This window comes from Planctellipticum variicoloris (genome assembly GCF_030622045.1).
Classification (GTDB): Bacteria; Planctomycetota; Planctomycetia; order Planctomycetales; family Planctomycetaceae; genus Planctellipticum; species Planctellipticum variicoloris.
The window spans coordinates 1,865,174-1,883,398 of record NZ_CP130886.1; the positions used below are offsets into that span (position 1 = coordinate 1,865,174).

The window sequence follows — 18,225 nt, forward strand, 5'->3', positions numbered from 1 at the left end:
GGCGAATCCGGGAATCTCAGCCGGCGAGGAATGCTTCAATGCCATCCAGCCCGGCTTTCAGCACGTCCATGCTCGTGGCGAACGACAGGCGGACGTAGCCGGGGGCGCCGAACGCGTCTCCCGTGACCAGCGCCACGTGGGCCTCTTCCAGCAGGGCCGTGCAGAAGTCGGTCGCGTTCGTCACGACCTTCCCCCCCTGCAGCGGCTTGCCGAAGGCGCTGGAGACATTGAAGAACGCGTAGAAGGCGCCCCCCGGTTCCGCGAACGTCACGCCGAATCGCTCACGCCAAGGACGCATCCGGCCCATCACGTAATTCCGCCGACGTTCGAATTCCTGCCGCATCTCCTCGACGCTCGTCTGCGGACCTTCGAGGGCCGCGACCGAAGCGTACTGGCTGATGCTGCAGGGATTGGAAGTCTCCTGGCTCTGCAGGTTGTCCATCGCCTTGATGATTTCCACCGGGCCGATCGTCCAGCCGATCCGCCAGCCGGTCATTGCGTAGGCTTTGCTGACGCCGCTGACAATGATCGTCAGCGCGGCAACGTCCGGACCGAAGCTGGCGAACGAGCGGAACTCTGCTCCTGCATAGACCAGCTTCTCGTAGATCTCGTCCGACAACACGAGCACGTTGTTCTCGACGGCGACCCGCGCGAGCGCTTCAAGCTGGGCCGCGGTGTATGCGGCGCCGGTCGGGTTGGAGGGGTTGTTGAGCATCAGGAGCCGGGTTTTCGGCGTGATCGCCGCCCGGAACTGCTCGGGGCTCATCACAAACCCGCTGGCCTCGGTGGTCTCGACGATGACCGCCGTCGCACCGGTCAGTTCGACCAGGGCGCTGTAGCTGACCCAGTACGGGGCTGGGATGATGACTTCGTCGCCCGGACCGCACAGGGAGGCGATGACGTTGTGGATCGAGTGTTTCGCCCCATTCGAAATCAGCACCTGGGCCGGCGTGAAATCGAGGCTGTAGTCGCGCTTGTAGAGACCGCAGACGGCCTTCTTCAACTCGGGAATCCCGCCCGACGGCGTGTAGTGCGTTTGTCCGGCTTCCATCGCCGCGACCGCCGCCTGGCGGATATGGGCCGGCGTGATGAAGTCGGGCTCGCCCAGCGTGAAGTCGTAGACGGTCACGCCTTTGGATTTCAGCTCCTTGGCCTTCGCGGCGGCGGCCAGCGTCGCGGAGGGCTTCAGGGTCTGGACCGCAGCGGACAGTCGATACGCACTCATCTCTCTCAACCTTTGTGGGGTGCAGTCAGGGCGCCCCGTCCCGGGAAACCCGCGTCGTCGATGCGATATCGCGGATGAATTTCGGCCCGGAACCACGGGAAACTTCTCCCGGCGGGCGCATTCCGACAGATGGTCCCGCCCCTCTCCCGCCACGTCAAGGATACGAACCGCGACACCTCCGCGGCGCCTGTCCTCCGATCCCGAGCTCCGCTCCGAAGGCTGTCATCAGAATAGCGGGCGTCGATGTCTGGGAGGTTCGCCCAAGGGCTCCCACCCGCGAAATCCGTTTCTTCCGCGTCAACTGAACAATCCGTCGTTTTTCCCGAAACTTCGTGAATTGACTTGCCGATCTCTTCAGCGTCACAGGCACAATCGCTGCAGTCGTCGCCGTAGTCGGAGCGCAGACAGACTGTCGGCAATGAGGTGTCGCGTGGACTTACGACCGAGATTCGCCGCGGCGCGGATTAAGGTTGCAGTCGAACGAAATCGGACAAATTGTTTGATAGCTTGATTTTCCGCTTGACCGATTTTTCGGAAGCCCCTACGATCCCTTGCATGTCGGTGGCAGTAAGTTTCACGGAGGATAGATCACTCCCCGCGGAGTGTCGCCAATCTGAGCTGTCTCTCTGCTTTGGGTGCCGAGAAGAGACAGTGGTGTGGATATCAGGTGCCCGAATGATTCGTTCAGGAGCCATTACCATGGCCGCTGCCAAGACCCCGAAGACTGAAGCCCCCGCCAAGAAGCCTGCCGCGAAGCCCGCGGCCAAGGCCGCCGCCAAGCCGGCCAAGTCCCCCAAGGCCAAGCCGGCCGCTGCCAAGCCCGCCGCCAAGGCGAAGCCGGCCGCCAAGAAGAGCAAGTAGTTCGCCGGCGGGCGCGCCCGCCGCGAATGACAGCCAACAAGCAGATGCTTGCGCAACAGGCCGGGACTCGTCCCGGCCTGTTGTCGTTGACGCGCCGCCGATCCGTCAGATTTCGGTCAGCGGCAGCGGATGAGTCGCCAGATACCCGGCCAGCTCGTCCGCCGAAAAAACGCCCGTGGTGGCGCCCATCGATCTGACGCAGCTTGCTCCCAGGGCGGCCCCGGCGCGAATGCACTCCTCCAGGGATTTCCGGTCGAGCAGGGCGTGAATGAAGCCGGCGACAAACGCGTCCCCGGTCCCGGTGGCGTCGACCGCTTCGACCGGATGGACGCCGCACTTCCAGAGCGCATCGCGCGTTCCGATCACGGCCCCGTCCGCGCCGCAGGTCACGATCACGGTCCGGACCCCGAGTCGGAGAAACTCGCGGGCCTGCCGGACAGGATCGGTCTCGCCGAGCAGGACGGCGGCTTCATCGGTATTCGGGAAAAAGACATCCGTGAACGGGAGGACGGGGGCGATCGAGCTGGCGAAGTCGCGTCCCGCCGGCAGAACGACATCCATCAGCGTCGGAACTCCCAATTCCCGCGCATCGAGAAACAGCCGGGCGACGGCCTCAGGCGATAGCGATTCCAGCAGCCCGAATCCGCCGACATACAAGGACCGGCTGCGTCCGAGTTGATCCCGGGTGATCTGGCGGCCGTCGTAGACGCCGTTGGAACCGATGCAGTGAATGAATCGCCGGTCTTCGCCGCGGACGTTGATGACAAAGGTCCCGCTCGTCGGGACTTCGGCAACCGGTTGAATGCTCGAAATGTCGACCCTCTCCCGGGCCAGCATGTCGCAGACCGCGCGCCCGAACAGGTCGTCTCCGACGCAGGCCGAGATGGCGACCCGTCGCCCCAGCTTCGCCAGGTCCACCGCGACGTTCGCGGCACAGCCGCCGATGGCCATCTGCAGGCCGTCCGTCAGGATCAGGCCGCCGGGCGGAGGAAACTGCGCAATCGGGGCGCAAAAGAAGTCGGCAACGACGATCCCTGCGCAAAGGCAGTCCCAATTCTGATCCGGCGTCACAAGCGATCTCCTGGTGCGGCGTCAGCGCAGGCCGAACTCTGATTTCAAAGTCCGGATTATACGCTCGCCCGCACCAGCCGCGACATCGCTGCGGGGGCCGCGTCCGCCAGTCTCCGGGCGAGCGCCGCCGAAGTGTCGCACGAGAGCTGAATCGTCACGCTCCACTGACCGTTGTCGGGAGCGATAAACTGCCAGTGCGGCGTCACCGAACAGCTCTGGTGGACGAGTTCAAAGCCGCTCTCCGACTGGCTGACGGTCTGGATCGGCATCGTCCAGATTCCCGCCGGTTCGGACAGGTCGAGATCCAGATCGATTCCCAGCCACTCGTCGACCAGCCCGAGCCGCGATGCCACGGGCAGATCGAGCTGCTGGCCGAGTTCCCCCAGGTGTCGCCCCCGCTCGTCGTAGAAGTAGCGGTCGGCCGCTCCTGCCGGCATGGCGGCGAAATTGAACTCCACGCCGAAGTGAATCGGCAGGCCCGCCGGGAGCCGCTCCAGCTCGTAGCGAATCTGCAGCGTCGTCGAGGCGGCGCGATCGAGCGAAATCGTTTTATTCACGCGAACGGAGTAGGGGCCCAGGCGGCCGTCGCGCCACAGCTTCGCATCGACGCGGTCGGCGGCCCGTTTCAGGACGGTCTGATAGACCCCTTCCGTGAAGTCGCCAATCCGCCCGCGACCTGCCCGGAATTCGGCTGCCGGCAACGCCGGCTGCAGGAAGTGATCGACGAGGCTCTTCCGCGGCCAGGCGTCGTAGATCAGCTTCTGGTCGAGATCGGGCTGCTTGAAGCATACGCCCCCGTTGGGATCGACGCCTCCGCCGGTGCTGGACGTCTCGGCTCTACCGGCGTGCTGGCGAATCTTGTCGTGATAGGGCTCGGGGCGACGGTTCAGCGTCGCCAGCAGGTTCACGCCAATGCTCCGGACGTCGAACTCGTAGAGGTGCCCCCCTTTGCTCGGCGCCAGGTACGCCACCAGCCGGTCGCTCGCCAGCAGCACTTCCTTGCGGGCGTCGTTGTTGAAGTCCTCGGCCTCCGCCGAGACCCAGCTCCCGTTCCGCCCGGCCACCGCTTCGAGGAGCGTGTCGGCGGCAATCAGCTTGGAATAAATCGCGTTCCGCAGGTGCGGCAGGTAGAGACCGCCGAACGCGCCGTGCCAGTAGGGGCAGTTGCACTGCGCGCGATACAACTCCTTGCGCGCCTCGCTCAATTTATCCGCCTGCTTGACGGCGGCATCCGTCGCCGACAACTGCTGCAGCCTCTGGCTGACCTGCAGCATGCGGCAGTACATTTCGTTGGCTTCGGGATACTTCACCAGGAAGTTCCGCCAGAAGCCGGCCCGGACGAATGGCTTGAGCTGCGGCCAGTCCGGCTGGTCGGACTGACGCTCGACGAGCGACTTGTACTGCGTCTGCCGTTCGCTCGGCAGAGCCCATTCGGTCATCTCGCGGTAGCTGGAGTCGGGCAGGTAGATTCGCCCTTCCGGCGAAACGTGGTCGACCGTCTCCGCCAGCGTCGTGATCTTCAGCCAGTGCTGATTCTCGCGCAGCATCTGGAAGAACCGCCGCAGCCAGCCTTTGCCGTAAACCAGCTCCTTCGAACCCGGCCAGACGCCGAACTTCTCGCCGTCGTCGCCAAAGACCAGCACCGCATTCGGCGACTTCTCCGCCACCTCGCGCACATGCGCGATGACTTTCTCGGGATCGGCGTAAGGAATCAGATACCGCAGTCGCTCGCTGCCGGCAAAAACTTTCAGGAGCTGGCCGTCGTCCTCGGTCAGGTGGTAGCCGTGAAGCTGCTCGTCGGAAAGTCCCGCGTTCCGGAAGTGCATATCATCGAGCAGCGTGTACTCGATCCCCGCCGCGGCGATGTCCGCCGTGAAGCCCTGTTCCCAGACCCGCTCGGGCATCCACATGCCGCGGATCTTCGTGCCGAACGTCTTTTCCAGAAACCGCCGGTAGAGGGAGATCTGTCCGACGCGGTCCCGCCGGGGAATGCAGGCAAGAATCGGCTCGTAAAACGGACCGCCCAGCAGTTCGACCTGGCCGCGCTGCACCAGCGCCCGCAGTCGATCGACGTACTCCGGGTGCTCCTCCACCAGCCATTCCAGCAGGCAGCCGGAATTGTGTAGGACGACCGGGATCTCCGGGAACTCCTCAAGCAGTTCCAGGAACGGCGCGTAGGAGTCCCGATACGCCTCTTCGAACACGCCGTCGAAATTGCCGATCGGCTGGTGATTGTGAAGCGTGAGGATCAACCGGATCCGCTGGGACATGCCCTGGCCCTTCGTCCATCAAAGTGCGTGACCACCCATCGCACCGGACGGACCGAGGGACTTCGTCGGATTCCGTTCCGGCGTCATGGCTCTCTTCAGGATCGATCCGGTGAAGTGTCCCGCCCGAGCCGGCCGTCAAAGCCGCAACTCAGATTCCACGCGGATCGTTCCTTCCTGTTATTCGGGTTCTAACGCCTCTCGACGTGAGCGAAGGCGCGCGAACGCTGTTTTCGGAGATCGTATTGACGACGCAACTTCTTCTCAGGCAACGTCTTCAGAGATTTCTGAATACTGGCGATCGCCCGCAGACGACCGGTCGACCGGCATGTCGTCAGTGCCTTCGAATCGCGCCGACTGTGCCGGATCTACCGGCAGTTCGGCAAGTCGGGCAGTGAAAGACCGCCGCCCGCGCTCCGATCGGAAACGCGGGCGGCGAATTCTCGTGGCTGAACGGTCTGAAAGCGGTCTCAGGACAGCGGCAGCGGTTCGGGCAGGATGACGAACGGGAAGACGCGGGACGGCGTGCCCGGAGTCCACTTCTCTTTGTAGGTGAGCTGGGCCGCCCGGTCCGACGCAAACTGCAGCTTCGTGAACTGCAGACCGCAGAAGTGCTCGTCTCCCACTTCAGCCGCAACGTCCGCAAAAACTTCGCCCGCCGAGGCGGCATGCCGGCGCACGCCGTGAATGCTCAGCTCGCGCACTTTCACGCCGGCCGCCGACAGCTTGACCAGCCCCTTCAGGAACCGACCGACGGGCGAATCCGCACCGGAAGAACGCCAGAGACGCTCCCACTCCTCGTGCGATTCCCAGTAGTAGCCGTGGTTGAAATAGTCCAGCGCCAGCAGATAGCTGCGGTTTTCGGCCCAGGTCCCCGGCGTCAGCGGCTTCGGAGCCGGATGCTTCCGCTGGTAGCTATGGCCGCGAGGATCGCGATAGGGATGCGGCGTCTCCGTGCCGGGAACGTAGGTGTAGTTCGGCAGATCGGTGGAGGGGAGCAGCCGAATCGATTCCACAGGGGCCGTCTGGGTCGTCATTTTTCACTCTTCCTTAGCAGCCGCGGGGAGACCGCCAGCGTCCCGTCAGCAACGGCTGCGGGAATCGGTCGATCCGGGCGGAGAATTCAACGGTCAGATTCTCGTCGGGCAGGCCGGGTGGGCGGGATCGAGCACAGATACCGCAACAGTCGCTAACGTGTTGTCAATTTTGACGTTAGAAACTTACGACCGGTCGCGTTTCCATCCTCTTCACATTCTGCAGACCTTTAGGATACTCGGAAAACTCGCAAACGCGAGAGCGCTTCCAGCGAAAATCTGCGGCTGTCCGCGACTTAAGGAACGGGTTTGTCTGCAGGCAACTCAGCCAGTACAGCCTGTTTGATCCGCCGAATCATCCCCTGCACCCCCTGCCTGCGCGTCATCCCCAGAGCATCCGCCAGCCCGAGCTGCCCGATCAGATCTTCCGGAACCGCCAGCACTTCGGCGGGCGAGGCTCCCTGCAGGCCGAGAACGAGCAATGTTACGAGGCCGCGCACGGTCGGGGATTTGCGCGGGACATCGGCTTCCAGCGCGACTTGACCGGCCTGAACTTCAACCCACAAATGAACCGCTGTCTGACATTCTTGCACCCGGCACTCGGGGGGAAAGGGGGCCGGGCCGCGAGTTTCGCTGACCGGGGGCAATTCGTCGCCCAGTTCCACGAGGAGCTCCAGTCGCTCGGTCGAGTCCAGTCCCTCAAATTCGCCCATCAGTTCCGTCAGTCGCATCGTCAACGCAGCCCCTTTCCGGGAAAGATGTTGCCTCCATTCTAGAATCGTGGCCGTCGGCCACAACCGCGGGGTCTGGCTTTGAGAATCGCCGGCTGGCGCTGGGGTGCCTTGACCGCTTCGCCTAGAATGACCGGCATTGAACCCCGGAACATCCTTTGGGTCCTGAGGAACCTGTCTATGCTGGATCATCCCTGGAGCCTGATTGCCGCGGCAACGTGCGCGGCTTGGCTGACCTCCCCCGCACCTGCTGAAGACTGGCCGCAATGGATGGGGCCGCAACGGAACGGCGTCTGGAACGAAACCGGTCTGATCCAAGAATTTGCCGCCGATGGTCCGGTGGTGAAGTGGCGCGTCCCGGTCGCGGGAGGATATTCCGGCCCCGCGGTGGCTGCGGGAAAAGTGTATCTGACGGACTATCTGCGAGAGTCGGGCGAGGCCTTCAACAACCCCGGTCAGCGGGCCGAATTGAAGGGCAAAGAGCGGGTCCTCTGCTTCGACGCGGCGACCGGCAAGGAACTGTGGAAGTACGAGTATGACTGTCCCTACAAAATCTCCTACCCCGCCGGTCCGCGCGCCACGCCGACCGTGCATGGCGGCAAAGTCTATACCCTCGGCGCCGAGGGCCGGCTGACCTGTCTCGACGCCGAGTCGGGCCAAGAAATCTGGTCGCAGGAGCTCGCCGCCGCCTACAAGACGGAAGCTCCTATCTGGGGATTTGCCTCGCACCCGCTGGTCGACGGCGACAGGCTGATTCTCCTGGTCGGCGGTGAAGGAAGCGTGGCGGTCGCGTTCCACAAAGACACCGGCAAGGAGATCTGGAAAGCGCTGTCGGCCACCGAGCCGGGCTATGCGCCGCCGATCATCATTGAAGCCGCCGGCAAACGCCAACTGCTGATCTGGCATCCGCAGTCGATCAACAGCCTCAATCCCGAAACGGGCGAGTCGTACTGGTCGGTCCCGCTGGAACCGCAGTACGGCATGTCGATCATGGCTCCGCAGAAATCCGGCAATTCTCTGTTCGCCAGCGGCATCGGCGACGCCGCCGCCATGCTGGAACTCAAAACTGACGCGCCCGGCGCGGAAGTTGTCTGGCGGGGAGTTGCCAAGACCGCCGTCTACTGCGCCAACAGCACGCCCCTGATCGAAGACGGCGTCATCTACGGCGCCGACTGCCGCAGCGGCGGTCTGCGCGGCGTCGATCTGAAGACCGGCGAACGACTCTGGGAATCCTTTGCCCCCACGACCGGCGAACGCCGCGGCGGGCACGGAACGGCGTTTCTCGTCAAGAATGGCGACCGGCACCTGATCTTCAGCGAAACCGGCGACCTGATCATGGCCCGACTCTCGAAGTCCGGCTACGACGAAATCAGCCGGGCGCACATCCTGGAACCGACCGCCGAATGCTTCGGTCGCAACGTCGTCTGGAGCCACCCCGCCTTCGCCGACCGCTGCGTCTTCGCCCGGAACGACAAGGAGCTCGTCTGCGTTTCGCTGGCGAAGAGCCCCGAAAAGCAGTAAACCGGAGCCTCCTCGGGCGCTCTTGTCGGCCCGATGGTCCCTGTGTTGGTCTGAGCGGAGTGTCCGATGGTTCGCAGTCTGACGGTCCTGGCTTCGCTGTTCGTACTCTCGGCCGTCCAGGCCGAGGACTGGTCGCAGTTCCGGGGGCCCAACGGCGACGGCCGGGCCGACCAGCGCCAGCCTCCCATCGCCTGGGGCGACGCCCAAAACATTGCCTGGAAGACCGCGCTCCCCGGTCGTGGCTGGTCGTCCCCCGTCACCGATGGCCAGCGGATCTGGGTCACCGCCGCCATCGAACATCCGCTGACGGAAGAGCAGAAGGAAGCGGCCCGCAAGGAAAAGCTGGCGGGCAATCCGCTCGCCAACCAGATGGATGTGGTTGGTTCTGTATCGCTCCACTGGCAGGAGATCGATGCGGCGACCGGCAGGCTGCTCCACGATCAGGAACTCTTTTCGGTCAACAACCCCGCAGCCATCCACAGCCTCAACAGCTACGCGTCACCCACCCCCATCCTCGACCGCGGCCGGCTCTTCTGCCACTTCGGCACGATGGGTACCGCCGCCATCGACGTCGAAACCGGCAAGGTCCTCTGGAAGACCCGGTTGCCGGAAGAACACAGTGTCGGTCCCGGCGGATCGCCGGTCGTCTGGGGCGATCTGCTGATCGTGCAGTGCGACGGCACCGAGTCTCAGTCGGTCGTCGGTCTGGATATCCGAACCGGCGAAGAAGTCTGGCGCACGAAGCGTCCCCCGATGGAAGGGGACAAGGGCGATCTTCACAAAGCCTTCTGCACCCCCCTCCTGATTCGCGTGGGGGACCGCGACCAGCTCGTCGGACTCGGCGCCCAGTGGGTCGTCGCCTACGACCCGGCGACCGGAGCCGAGATCTGGAAAGTCCGGCACGGCTCCGGATTCTCCAACGTCTCGCGCCCGGTCTACAGCGACGGAATCGTCTTTATCTGCACGGGTTACATGAAGCCCGAACTGGTCGCCATTCGCGCCGACGGGCAGGGGGACGTCACCGAGTCGCACGTCCTCTGGCGGATGAAGCGACAGGTCCCCGCCATGCCCTCGCCGATCGTCGTCGACGACCTGGTCTATATCGTTTCCGACGCCGGCATCGCCACCTGCGTCGAAGCCGCCACCGGCAAGGAAGTCTGGCAGGAACGAATTGGCGGCAACTATTCCGCTTCGCCCCTGTTTGCTAACGGCCGGATCTACATCAGCAGCCGCGAAGGGGCCACGACCGTCTTCAAGACCGGGCGTGAGTTCGTCTCGGAAAGCGTCAATACGCTCGAAGGCCAGTTGATGGCCTCGCCGGCGCTGATTGGCAACGACCTGGTCCTCCGTTCGGCGACCCACCTCTACCGGATCTCCGGCGGTCCGGAAGCGAAAGTTAGCGCTCGCTGAAGGATTCGTTTCTGTTCCGGCCTCGATGAGGGAGCCCCGAGCGCATGACGGATGTTCGAGTCGGCCTGATCGGCTACGGCGCCTGGGGGCGGCATCACGCCCGCGCGATTGCGGCGGTCCCCGGCGCCCGGCTGGTCGCCATCGCCGCCCGCTCGGACGAAAACGCCGCCGCCGCCCACGCCGAACACCCTGCAGCGACCATCTATCGCTCGCCCGAAGACCTGCTGCAGCAGGCCCAGGTCGACCTGGTGGATGTCGTCCTTCCCTCGGATCTCCACTATCCCGTCGCAAAAGCCGTTCTGGAGTCCGGCCGCAGTCTGCTGCTCGAAAAGCCGATGACGCTCAGCATCGCGCACAGCCAGGAACTGATCGACCTGGCGGCTCGGAAAAAGCTCGTCCTCGCCGTCGGCCACGAATTGCGACTGTCCTCCCTCTGGGGCCGGGTGCGAACGCTCATCGACGAAGGCCGGATCGGCGATCCCCTCTACGCCCTCATCGAACTCTGGCGCAGGCCCTATCGGCTCGGTTCGGGGGGCTGGCGGTACGACATCCACCGCGTCGGTAGCTGGATCCTCGAAGAGCCGATTCACTTCTTCGACCTCGCCCGCTGGTATTTCGCCGGCGCCGGCGATCCTGAGTCCGTCTATGCCCGGGCGAACAGCAAGCAGCCCGACCACCCGGAACTGCACGACAACTTCTCGGCCATCGTGAACTTCCCCGGCGGGCGCTACGCCGTGATCTCCCAGACGCTCGCCGCCTGGGAACATCACCAGACGGCCAAGATTACCGGCACGCGCGGCGCTCTGTGGGCCTCCTGGAGCGGGGCCATGGATCGCACTTTCGAGCCGACGTTTTCGCTCAAAGTGCAGACCGGCGAGACCATCGAACAGATCGCCATCGAGAAGCCCTCGGGCGAAGTTTACGAGCTGGTTGACCAGCTTGCTGCGGTGGTGAAGTCTGTCCGCGACGGCGCGCCGCCTCCCTGCTCGGGTTCGGACGGACTCTGGTCCGTCGCCATGTGCCTCAAGGCGGAAGAATCTCTCAAAACCGGCCAGCCTGTGGCCCTCGGCGGAAATTGACGCGTGGCAGCACCGAGCGAGTCGAACGGCCCCTGGTATGCAGAAGTCACCGGCTACCAGTGGCTGGTCCTCGCCATCGCCTCCGCGGGCTGGGCCTTCGACGCCTTCGAAGGCCAGCTCTTTAACATCACCCGCAGCCAGCTCCTCGCCGACCTGCTCGGCGCGGGAGACCAGTCGCAGGCCGTCCGACTCTGGGGCGACCGATTCCTGGCGATCTTCCTGCTCGGGGGCACGCTGGGGGGCGTTGTCTTCGGTTCGCTCGCCGACCGTTTCGGCCGCAAGCCGATCATGTCCCTGACCATCCTCTTCTACTCCATCTTCTCCGGACTCACGTTCTTCGCCACTGACCTCTGGCACGTCGCCTTCCTCCGCTTCTTCGTGGCCCTCGGCGTCGGCGGCGAATGGGCCGTCGCGGCCGCCCTGGTCGCGGAAGTTTTTCCTCCCAAAGCCCGAGCCCATGCGTCGGGAATCTTTCACTCGACCAGCGTCCTGGGGACCTGGCTGGCCGCCCTGGCGGGAATTCTCGTCGGCACGCAGTGGCGCTACGCCTACGTGATCGGCGTCATCCCCGCCTTGCTCGTGCTGTGGGTTCGCACCAGCGTCCGCGAACCCGAACGCTGGCAGCGGACCGGCGTCGAGCAGCGTCCCCGCGGCAGCTTCCGCGAGCTGTTTGGCACGCCCCGCTGGAGAAACTCCGCCATCCTGGGTCTGCTGCTGGCCGCCGTCGGTCTCGGCACCTTCTGGGGCGTCATCGTCGCCGGCCAGGATCTCACCGCCGACCTGCTGATCCGCCTCGGCAAGTCGAAGGAAGAGGCCCAACAGTCCGCCAAGTTCGCCTACGGCATCGTCCAGGCGCTCGGCGGCGGTCTGGGGCTCCTTGCCTTCGGCCCCCTCGCCGAACGCCTGGGACGCCGCGGCGCCTTCGCCCTGATGCACATCGCTGCCTTCATCATCGTCCCGATCACCTGCTACGTCCCGCAGACCTATGCGCAGCAGCTCATGATTCTGCCGATCTTCGGCTTCTGCACCTTGAGCATTCACGCCGGCTACGCGATCTACTTCCCCGAGCTGTTCCCCGACCACTTACGGGCCACCGGAGCCGGCGTCTGCTTCAACGGCGGCCGCCTCGTCGCCGCGTCGATCCTGGTCCTCTCCGGCGAATTGAAAGCCCTCCCCGGTATGTCATTGCAACTCGCCGTGTCGATTCTCGGCTGCCTGTTCCTGCTGGGACTGGTCGTGCTGCTGTTCCTTCCCGAAACCAAGGGCCGCCCGCTCCCCGAATGAGCGGCCCGTCGTTCCAGATCCTGCCTGCAGAGCCCCGCCCGCGTGTCCTCGACCGAACTCCTTTACGTCGTCCTGATCCTGACCCTCGCCGGCTTCCTGCAGGGCGTCAGCGGGTTCGGCTTCGGCCTCACCGTCATGGGCCTCCTGCCGCTGGTCATCCCGGTTCAACAGACCCAGGCGGCGGTCACCGTGCTGAATGTCGCCGTCTGCGTGCTCAACGTCGCCGTCACGTTCCGGCATTTCCAGTGGCGCGGCGCCCTGAGCCTGATGCTCGGCGCCTGGGCCGGCGTTCCGCTGGGTTTCTGGTTCCTCACCTCGCTGCCGTCTGACGCCGTCAAACGCTGGCTAGGGGCCGCCCTGCTGGTGATGGTCGTATTTGATTTCTACCTCGTCCGCCATCGCGGCCTGCATTACCCGGACGGCTCCGCCTTCTGGATCGGTTTCGCCGGAGGCAACCTCGGCGGCGCGTTCAACATCGGCGGGCCGCCCCTGGTGGCGTATATCTACGCCCGCGACTGGTCCAAGGAGCGGATCGTCGCCACTCTCAGCGTGATCTTCCTGACCACCGGCCTGATTCGCCTGTCGTTTCTCGCCGGAACATCTCAGATCGACGCCGACGTCCGTACAATGGCCGTCTGGTCGGTCGCTCCGATGCTCGTCGGACTCCTCCTGGGGCACCGTCTCCTGACTCGCGTGTCCCAGCAGGTGTTGCGCAACAGCGTCTACGTGGTCCTGGGCATTCTCGGCATCGGCTATCTCGCGGGACTCTCCTGACCGCCCCTTCTGAAATGGGACTGATCGTCATGGATCGCGAGCTCGTTCTCAACACCGGCGACCGGCTGCCTCTCGTCGGGCTTGGCCTCTGGAAAATGCCCGAGGAAAAAGTCCCGGACCTCGTCTGCGAGGCCATCCGGGCCGGCTATCGCCATCTCGATTCGGCTTGCGACTACGGCAACGAAGCCGCCGTCGGTCGCGGCATTCGCCAGGCGCTGGAGGCCGGCCTCTGCCGCCGCGAAGACCTCTGGGTCACGTCCAAGCTCTGGAACACCTACCACCGCCGCGAGCACGTCCGCCCCGCGCTGGAGCGGACGTTGAGTGATCTGGGGCTCGATTCGCTGGATCTCTACCTGATTCACTTCCCGATCGCGCTGGAGTTCGTCCCGTTCGAACACCGCTACCCGCCGGGCTGGCTCTTCGATCCCGAGGCGGCCGAGCCGAAAATGCAGCCCGTCCGGGTTCCCTTCCGCGAAACCTGGGCCGCGATGGAAGACCTCGTCGACGCCGGCCTGGTCCGCAACATCGGCGTCTGCAACTGCACCCTGCTTCGCGAGCTCCTTGCCGAGTGTCGCATCCCGCCGTCGGTCCTGCAGATCGAGCTTCACCCGTTCCTGACGCAGGAGAAGCTCCTCCGCTTCTGCCGCGAAGCAGGAATCGCCGTCACCGGTTTTTCGCCCCTGGGGGCGCTCTCCTATCTCGCGCTGGGCATGGCGGAGCCGAGCGAGTCTCTGCTCAATCAGCCGGTCGTCACCGCTGCCGCGATTCGGCACGGCAGAACCCCCGCGCAGATCGTGCTCCGCTGGGGAATCGAACGGGGGACCGCCATCGTCCCGATGACCTCCCGCGCCGAACGTCTCGCCGAGAACCTGAATCTGTTTGACTTCGCGCTGACCCCGGAAGAACATCGGGACATCAGCGCCCTCGACCGCCATCGGCGTTTCAACGACCCCGGCGTCTTCTGCGAGCAGGCCTTCAATACGTTCTTCCCGATCTACGAATAAACACGACTTCCCGTCGCTCCAAGGAATTCGCCATGACGGACGCCCCCCAGGTCTCGCTGATTTCCGTCCCCGGGCAGCAACCTGCCGACGGCCACGTCTTTCCCCTCGTTCTCGCCTGCGAACCCGGTTCCGCCACGCTCGACGCCACCTGCACCTGGCTCGCCTCCCGCGCAGCCGATCTCTGCCAGCAGGCCTCGGCTCACGGGGCGATCCTGTTTCGCGGCTTCCCGGTCGCCATCCCCGAAGACCTGGACCGCTTCATCGCCGCGTTCGGGCTCAAGAACTTTCCGTACGAGCAGTCCCTGTCGAACGCCGTCCGCGTCGTCAAAACTCCGCGCGTCTTCACCGCTAACGAAGCGCCGCCGAACGTCACGATCTTTCTGCATCACGAAATGGCCCAGACGCCGATCTATCCCAGTCGCCTGTTCTTCTTCTGCGAGCAGCCCGCCGAGACTGGCGGCGCCACGCCGATCTGCCGCTCCGACATCCTCTACGCCAAGCTGAAAGCCGAATGCCCGCAATTCGCCGCCGACTGCGAATCCCGTGGACTCCGCTACACCAACGTCATGCCCGCCGCAAACGACGCCGCCTCGGGCATGGGACGGAGCTGGCAAAGCACGTTCCAGGCCGAAACCCGCGAAGCCGCCGAAGCCCGGCTGAAATCTCTTGGCTACTCGTGGGAATGGCTCCCGGACGGCTGCCTGCGCGCTACAACCCCCGTCCTTCCCGCCGTCCGTCAGCTCCTCGACGGTCGGCAAGTCTTCTTCAACCAGCTCATCGCCGCCTTCCAGGGCTGGAAGGACGACCGCAACGATCCGTCGAAGTCCATCACCTTCGGCGACGGCACGACCCTCGATCGCGACGCCGTCAACGTTGCCTCAAGGCTGGGGGAAGAACTGAGCTTCAACATCCCCTGGCAGAAAGGGGACGTCGCCCTGGTCGACAATTACGTCGCCATGCACGGCCGGCGGACATTTACCGGCACGCGCAAGGTCCTGGCGTCGCTGATCGCCGTCGATGAGTAGCATCTGCGACGCGGTGTGTTCGCAGCACAGAATTCCACGGCGTGCAGAGTCCCAATGAGCTTCCTTGATCGGAAGACTCAGGCATGCGACTGGAGTCGCGCGTCGGTTCGGCGGACCGGCTGGGGCGCTGCGTCGACATCGGGCAGTCGGAGGTCCTCGGTTCCAGTGCAGACCATCCTCGGTGTCTCTCGATGGGGCTCGATGCAGCCGCCGTCAAAGACATCCGGCGGATCCTGCACGCGAACCATCTCCTCTAGAATCCGCCGTGTGTCTTGCGGATCGTCGAGTGACTCCTGCACGCGCCGTTCGACAATCGCCTCGTCGATCTGCAGATCGCCGTCCGCATCGCGAACGACGCCGTTTCGCCAGTGGTAGATCGTCAGGCACTTCGTGGCCAGCGTGTATGTCAATCCCGGACGCCAGAAGTCGGCGAACTCGCCGGCCCCCAGATAGAACGTAAAACTCCCCTCGTAGCCGGTGACGTCTGCCGAGATCCGATCCGGGTTGCGGAACCAGGTCCGATCGCCGGGAACGAAATATCGCGGCGGCAGCGGTTGCGCGAAGGAACCGTGTTTGCGAAGGCAGGCCCGCTCGAAGGCCGCCGCCTTCAAGGCGCGAGTCTCCACCTGGCAGCTCAATCGCTCGTAGAGTGCGGGATTGCGGTCGATGATCTCCTGGGCAATTCCCAGCAGAGCGACATATTCGGTCGCTCGCCAGCAGGAGAATGAGTACAGCCGACCCGATGCCTCGGGCTGAGTCGCCTGAATCAGCCCGTCCACAAGGGATCGTCCGGGGCGCAAGATAAACCCGCGGTCCTCGTCGTAGCGCCAGTATTCTTCCGGGCGCTCCGCTTCGTGGGTTCGGAATTCCAGCCGGGTCTTCCGGGCGGCCTCAGCAATGCTTTTTCGAATGCGGACCGCCGACTCGAATTCCTCGCCGCTGGGAAACTCGAACGGGATCGGGCTGCCGAGCATGGCAACCAGAATCTCCTGCTCCAGATCCGCCGGATTGTGTCGACTGGCCAGGCCCAGTCTCTGCGCCAACTCCAACGTGTCGCACTTTGGAAGCCATGCCTCCGTGTAATCGGGTCGCAATTGGAATTGCACAGCGGGAGTTTGGCCGGGGAGGAGCGTTGCAACCACGGCCGCCGCCGGAATTCCGAGCGCCGAGAACCAGTTCAGACACGACTGCCTGGACGCGTCGATAGCTCGCAAACTGTCGCTGTAAACACGAATTCCGCAGCCGAACGGGCTCAGTGGTTGACCCATGACAGGCGATCCATCCCAGGTGTCGTCGCTTCAGAAGACAGCAGTGTATGCTTATATGTTGTGGCGACGGACTTTCGCAATGGTATCGCAGGGTCGGTAGATAACGATCTTGGAAGGAAGCCGCTCTGCCCTCGCGAGGGGGGAACACGGGACAGAAACGGTACTTCTACGTACCAGATGCCGATGTGTTCCTCAGGAGCGGCAGATCGCTTGGGGACGGAACCCGTGCCGTCACCGAGACTTCGCAGCCTCCGCCCCGATCTTCGCCGACAGCTCCGCCGCCTGCGCTTCCGCCTCCGGAATCGGCAGCCCCTTGGCCACCCCCGGCCGCTTGTGCCCGGCGGCCCCCACGTACGCATCCCGCAACACGCTCATTCGTTGCCGCACCAGCGGCAGCAGCGACTCGGGCGCCCCGCGCACCTTGAGCATCTCTTCCGGCGAGCCGACCCCAGCGGACGATTCGTCGCCGCACCACTCAATCAGCCGACTGGCGACAAACCAGTGCCCCGCCTCGTTGGGATGCACGCCGTCCGGCTGAAACGTGAAGTCTGCCTGATCCGCCCGTCGACGGCCGACTTCTGCAGTCATCGGTCCGTGCAGATCAATCACCGTCCAGCCAGACTTCCGCTGACCCAGCAGCCAGTCCGAATACCGGTCCAGCACGGCGTTGTACGGAAAACCCTTGGGAGCACGCTGGTCGTCATAAAACGGCGGCGTAATCACCACGAACTTCGCCCCACGCTGCTCGATAGCCCCCTTGAGGTCGCGATACCCCTGCTGATAACGCGCAAACCGGCTCTCATCGAACGGCTCATAAATGCCGCAGTTGATCCCGTAGCACGCGAAAACCAGATCCGGCTTCGCAATCTCCAGCACCCGCGTCAGCCGCTCCGCCAGATCCGGCCGCGGAAACTTCCCCCCGGCATGCCCCTCCTCGCTGAGTCCGGAAACCGTCTCGCTCGGCAGACCGCAATTGATCACAACCGGCGGCGCCGGCAGCCCCTGCGTCGCCAGCCACGCATCGAAAAACGCCACGTACTGCCCGGCGGCCGTAATACTGTCCCCGAGGAACAGAATTCGTCGCGAACCGGTCACCAGTTCCCGCGGACCCGGTTCCGCCGCTGGCGCCGCGACGGCGGTCGTCAGCACGGCCAGCACCGCCGTCAGGCGGAAGGAAACGCTGAAAATCGCCATCCGAGAACTCCCCCGCGAGAACGAATACTCACCCGGCGAACGCCGTCAGATCAACAGTCGCCCCCGCGAGTGTTCCGAGTCTGCCGCCGCGACGCAACCGTCGCCGCCCATTCCCTGCCGGCCAGCGAATTCCCCAGGCAGCGGAGTCGGAATCCAACGTCAACCCAGCCAGAGAGTTCCGTCGGGCCGCGAATCGGAACGCCCCAGCCTGCCGGTCGAACCGCACGCCGCCATTTTTGCGACTCACGTTGGCTTGCAACGCGAACCGGAATCCACTATTTCTTGTCCTCGTTCTCGGCACGCCCGAGTCCTTCCCCGATAGCTCAACGGTAGAGCGAGCGGCTGTTAACCGCTAGGTTTTAGGTTCGAATCCTAATCGGGGAGCTAGTTTCCGTTCTGCGAACCCGCGGAACACCCGAGTTAACGCCCTCTGCCCGATCTCGGGTCGAGGGCGTTCGTCGTAAATAGCGTTGTGGC

Annotated in this window: 15 protein-coding genes and 1 tRNA gene; 9 read left to right on the plus strand and 7 right to left on the minus strand. The window is 64.4% G+C overall.

The genetic code is table 11. The features are described 5' to 3' along the window. Positions 1-16: 16 nt before the first annotated feature. On the minus strand, positions 17-1,225 hold the full coding sequence (locus SH412_RS07365) for a pyridoxal phosphate-dependent aminotransferase (RefSeq protein WP_336522866.1): 1,209 nt from the start codon (positions 1,223-1,225) through the stop codon (positions 17-19). Between the two features lie 675 nt (positions 1,226-1,900). Between SH412_RS07365 and SH412_RS07370 the strand changes: the two genes are divergently transcribed. After that, positions 1,901-2,086 (plus strand): hypothetical protein, encoded by a 186-nt coding sequence (locus SH412_RS07370; RefSeq protein ID WP_336522867.1) that lies wholly within the window; start codon positions 1,901-1,903, stop codon positions 2,084-2,086. A gap of 105 nt (positions 2,087-2,191) precedes the next feature. Here the strand turns inward: SH412_RS07370 and SH412_RS07375 are convergent, their stop codons facing one another. From SH412_RS07375 to SH412_RS07390, 4 genes are all read right to left on the minus strand, one after another. Continuing rightward, positions 2,192-3,157: a carbohydrate kinase family protein gene (locus tag SH412_RS07375; protein WP_336522868.1), complete on the minus strand. Its 966-nt coding sequence runs from the start codon at positions 3,155-3,157 to the stop codon at positions 2,192-2,194. 56 nt (positions 3,158-3,213) lie between these two features. Further along, positions 3,214-5,427, minus strand: coding sequence for an alpha-amylase/4-alpha-glucanotransferase domain-containing protein (locus SH412_RS07380; protein ID WP_336522869.1), 2,214 nt, complete (start codon positions 5,425-5,427; stop codon positions 3,214-3,216). Positions 5,428-5,894: 467 nt separating this feature from the next. Further along, positions 5,895-6,461: a DUF309 domain-containing protein gene (locus SH412_RS07385; RefSeq protein ID WP_336522870.1), complete on the minus strand. Its 567-nt coding sequence runs from the start codon at positions 6,459-6,461 to the stop codon at positions 5,895-5,897. Between the two features lie 293 nt (positions 6,462-6,754). Then, on the minus strand, positions 6,755-7,189 hold the full coding sequence (locus SH412_RS07390; protein ID WP_336524154.1) for a SufE family protein: 435 nt from the start codon (positions 7,187-7,189) through the stop codon (positions 6,755-6,757). A 180-nt stretch (positions 7,190-7,369) separates the two neighbouring features. Here SH412_RS07390 and SH412_RS07395 point away from each other — a divergent pair, with 180 nt between their 5' ends. From SH412_RS07395 to SH412_RS07425, 7 genes are all read left to right on the plus strand, one after another. After that, complete coding sequence (locus tag SH412_RS07395; protein WP_336522871.1) at positions 7,370-8,710, plus strand: PQQ-binding-like beta-propeller repeat protein; 1,341 nt, start codon at positions 7,370-7,372, stop codon at positions 8,708-8,710. 66 nt (positions 8,711-8,776) lie between these two features. Continuing rightward, positions 8,777-10,120, plus strand: a complete 1,344-nt coding sequence (locus SH412_RS07400; protein WP_336522872.1) for an outer membrane protein assembly factor BamB family protein — start codon at positions 8,777-8,779, stop codon at positions 10,118-10,120. A gap of 44 nt (positions 10,121-10,164) precedes the next feature. Further along, a complete protein-coding gene (locus SH412_RS07405) occupies positions 10,165-11,199 on the plus strand; it encodes a Gfo/Idh/MocA family protein (protein ID WP_336522873.1) in 1,035 nt (344 codons plus the stop codon). 3 nt (positions 11,200-11,202) lie between these two features. After that, positions 11,203-12,483, plus strand: coding sequence for an MFS transporter (locus SH412_RS07410; RefSeq protein WP_336522874.1), 1,281 nt, complete (start codon positions 11,203-11,205; stop codon positions 12,481-12,483). A gap of 42 nt (positions 12,484-12,525) precedes the next feature. After that, positions 12,526-13,257, plus strand: coding sequence for a sulfite exporter TauE/SafE family protein (locus SH412_RS07415; RefSeq protein ID WP_336522875.1), 732 nt, complete (start codon positions 12,526-12,528; stop codon positions 13,255-13,257). Positions 13,258-13,286: 29 nt separating this feature from the next. After that, complete coding sequence (locus SH412_RS07420; RefSeq protein ID WP_336522876.1) at positions 13,287-14,261, plus strand: aldo/keto reductase; 975 nt, start codon at positions 13,287-13,289, stop codon at positions 14,259-14,261. A 32-nt stretch (positions 14,262-14,293) separates the two neighbouring features. Then, positions 14,294-15,286 (plus strand): TauD/TfdA family dioxygenase, encoded by a 993-nt coding sequence (locus tag SH412_RS07425; protein ID WP_336522877.1) that lies wholly within the window; start codon positions 14,294-14,296, stop codon positions 15,284-15,286. A gap of 77 nt (positions 15,287-15,363) precedes the next feature. On the opposite strand, the gene SH412_RS07430 is transcribed toward SH412_RS07425, so the two are convergent. Both SH412_RS07430 and SH412_RS07435 read right to left on the minus strand, forming a co-directional pair. Further along, positions 15,364-16,554, minus strand: a complete 1,191-nt coding sequence (locus SH412_RS07430) for a hypothetical protein (RefSeq protein ID WP_336522878.1) — start codon at positions 16,552-16,554, stop codon at positions 15,364-15,366. Positions 16,555-16,785: 231 nt separating this feature from the next. Next, positions 16,786-17,748: an SGNH/GDSL hydrolase family protein gene (locus tag SH412_RS07435; RefSeq protein ID WP_336522879.1), complete on the minus strand. Its 963-nt coding sequence runs from the start codon at positions 17,746-17,748 to the stop codon at positions 16,786-16,788. A gap of 312 nt (positions 17,749-18,060) precedes the next feature. Between SH412_RS07435 and SH412_RS07440 the strand changes: the two genes are divergently transcribed. Then, positions 18,061-18,132: transfer RNA gene (locus SH412_RS07440), tRNA-Asn, on the plus strand. Positions 18,133-18,225: the final 93 nt, after the last annotated feature.

Coding starts and splice junctions, on each gene's coding strand:
- SH412_RS07365 (WP_336522866.1), bottom strand. CDS start 1,225: ATGAGTGCGTATCGACTGTCCGCTGCGGTCCAGACCCTGAAGCCCTCC.
- SH412_RS07370 (WP_336522867.1), top strand. CDS start 1,901: ATGATTCGTTCAGGAGCCATTACCATGGCCGCTGCCAAGACCCCGAAG.
- SH412_RS07380 (WP_336522869.1), bottom strand. CDS start 5,427: ATGTCCCAGCGGATCCGGTTGATCCTCACGCTTCACAATCACCAGCCG.
- SH412_RS07385 (WP_336522870.1), bottom strand. CDS start 6,461: ATGACGACCCAGACGGCCCCTGTGGAATCGATTCGGCTGCTCCCCTCC.
- SH412_RS07390 (WP_336524154.1), bottom strand. CDS start 7,189: ATGCGACTGACGGAACTGATGGGCGAATTTGAGGGACTGGACTCGACC.
- SH412_RS07395 (WP_336522871.1), top strand. CDS start 7,370: ATGCTGGATCATCCCTGGAGCCTGATTGCCGCGGCAACGTGCGCGGCT.
- SH412_RS07400 (WP_336522872.1), top strand. CDS start 8,777: ATGGTTCGCAGTCTGACGGTCCTGGCTTCGCTGTTCGTACTCTCGGCC.
- SH412_RS07405 (WP_336522873.1), top strand. CDS start 10,165: ATGACGGATGTTCGAGTCGGCCTGATCGGCTACGGCGCCTGGGGGCGG.
- SH412_RS07420 (WP_336522876.1), top strand. CDS start 13,287: ATGGATCGCGAGCTCGTTCTCAACACCGGCGACCGGCTGCCTCTCGTC.
- SH412_RS07425 (WP_336522877.1), top strand. CDS start 14,294: ATGACGGACGCCCCCCAGGTCTCGCTGATTTCCGTCCCCGGGCAGCAA.
- SH412_RS07430 (WP_336522878.1), bottom strand. CDS start 16,554: ATGGGTCAACCACTGAGCCCGTTCGGCTGCGGAATTCGTGTTTACAGC.
- SH412_RS07435 (WP_336522879.1), bottom strand. CDS start 17,748: ATGGCGATTTTCAGCGTTTCCTTCCGCCTGACGGCGGTGCTGGCCGTG.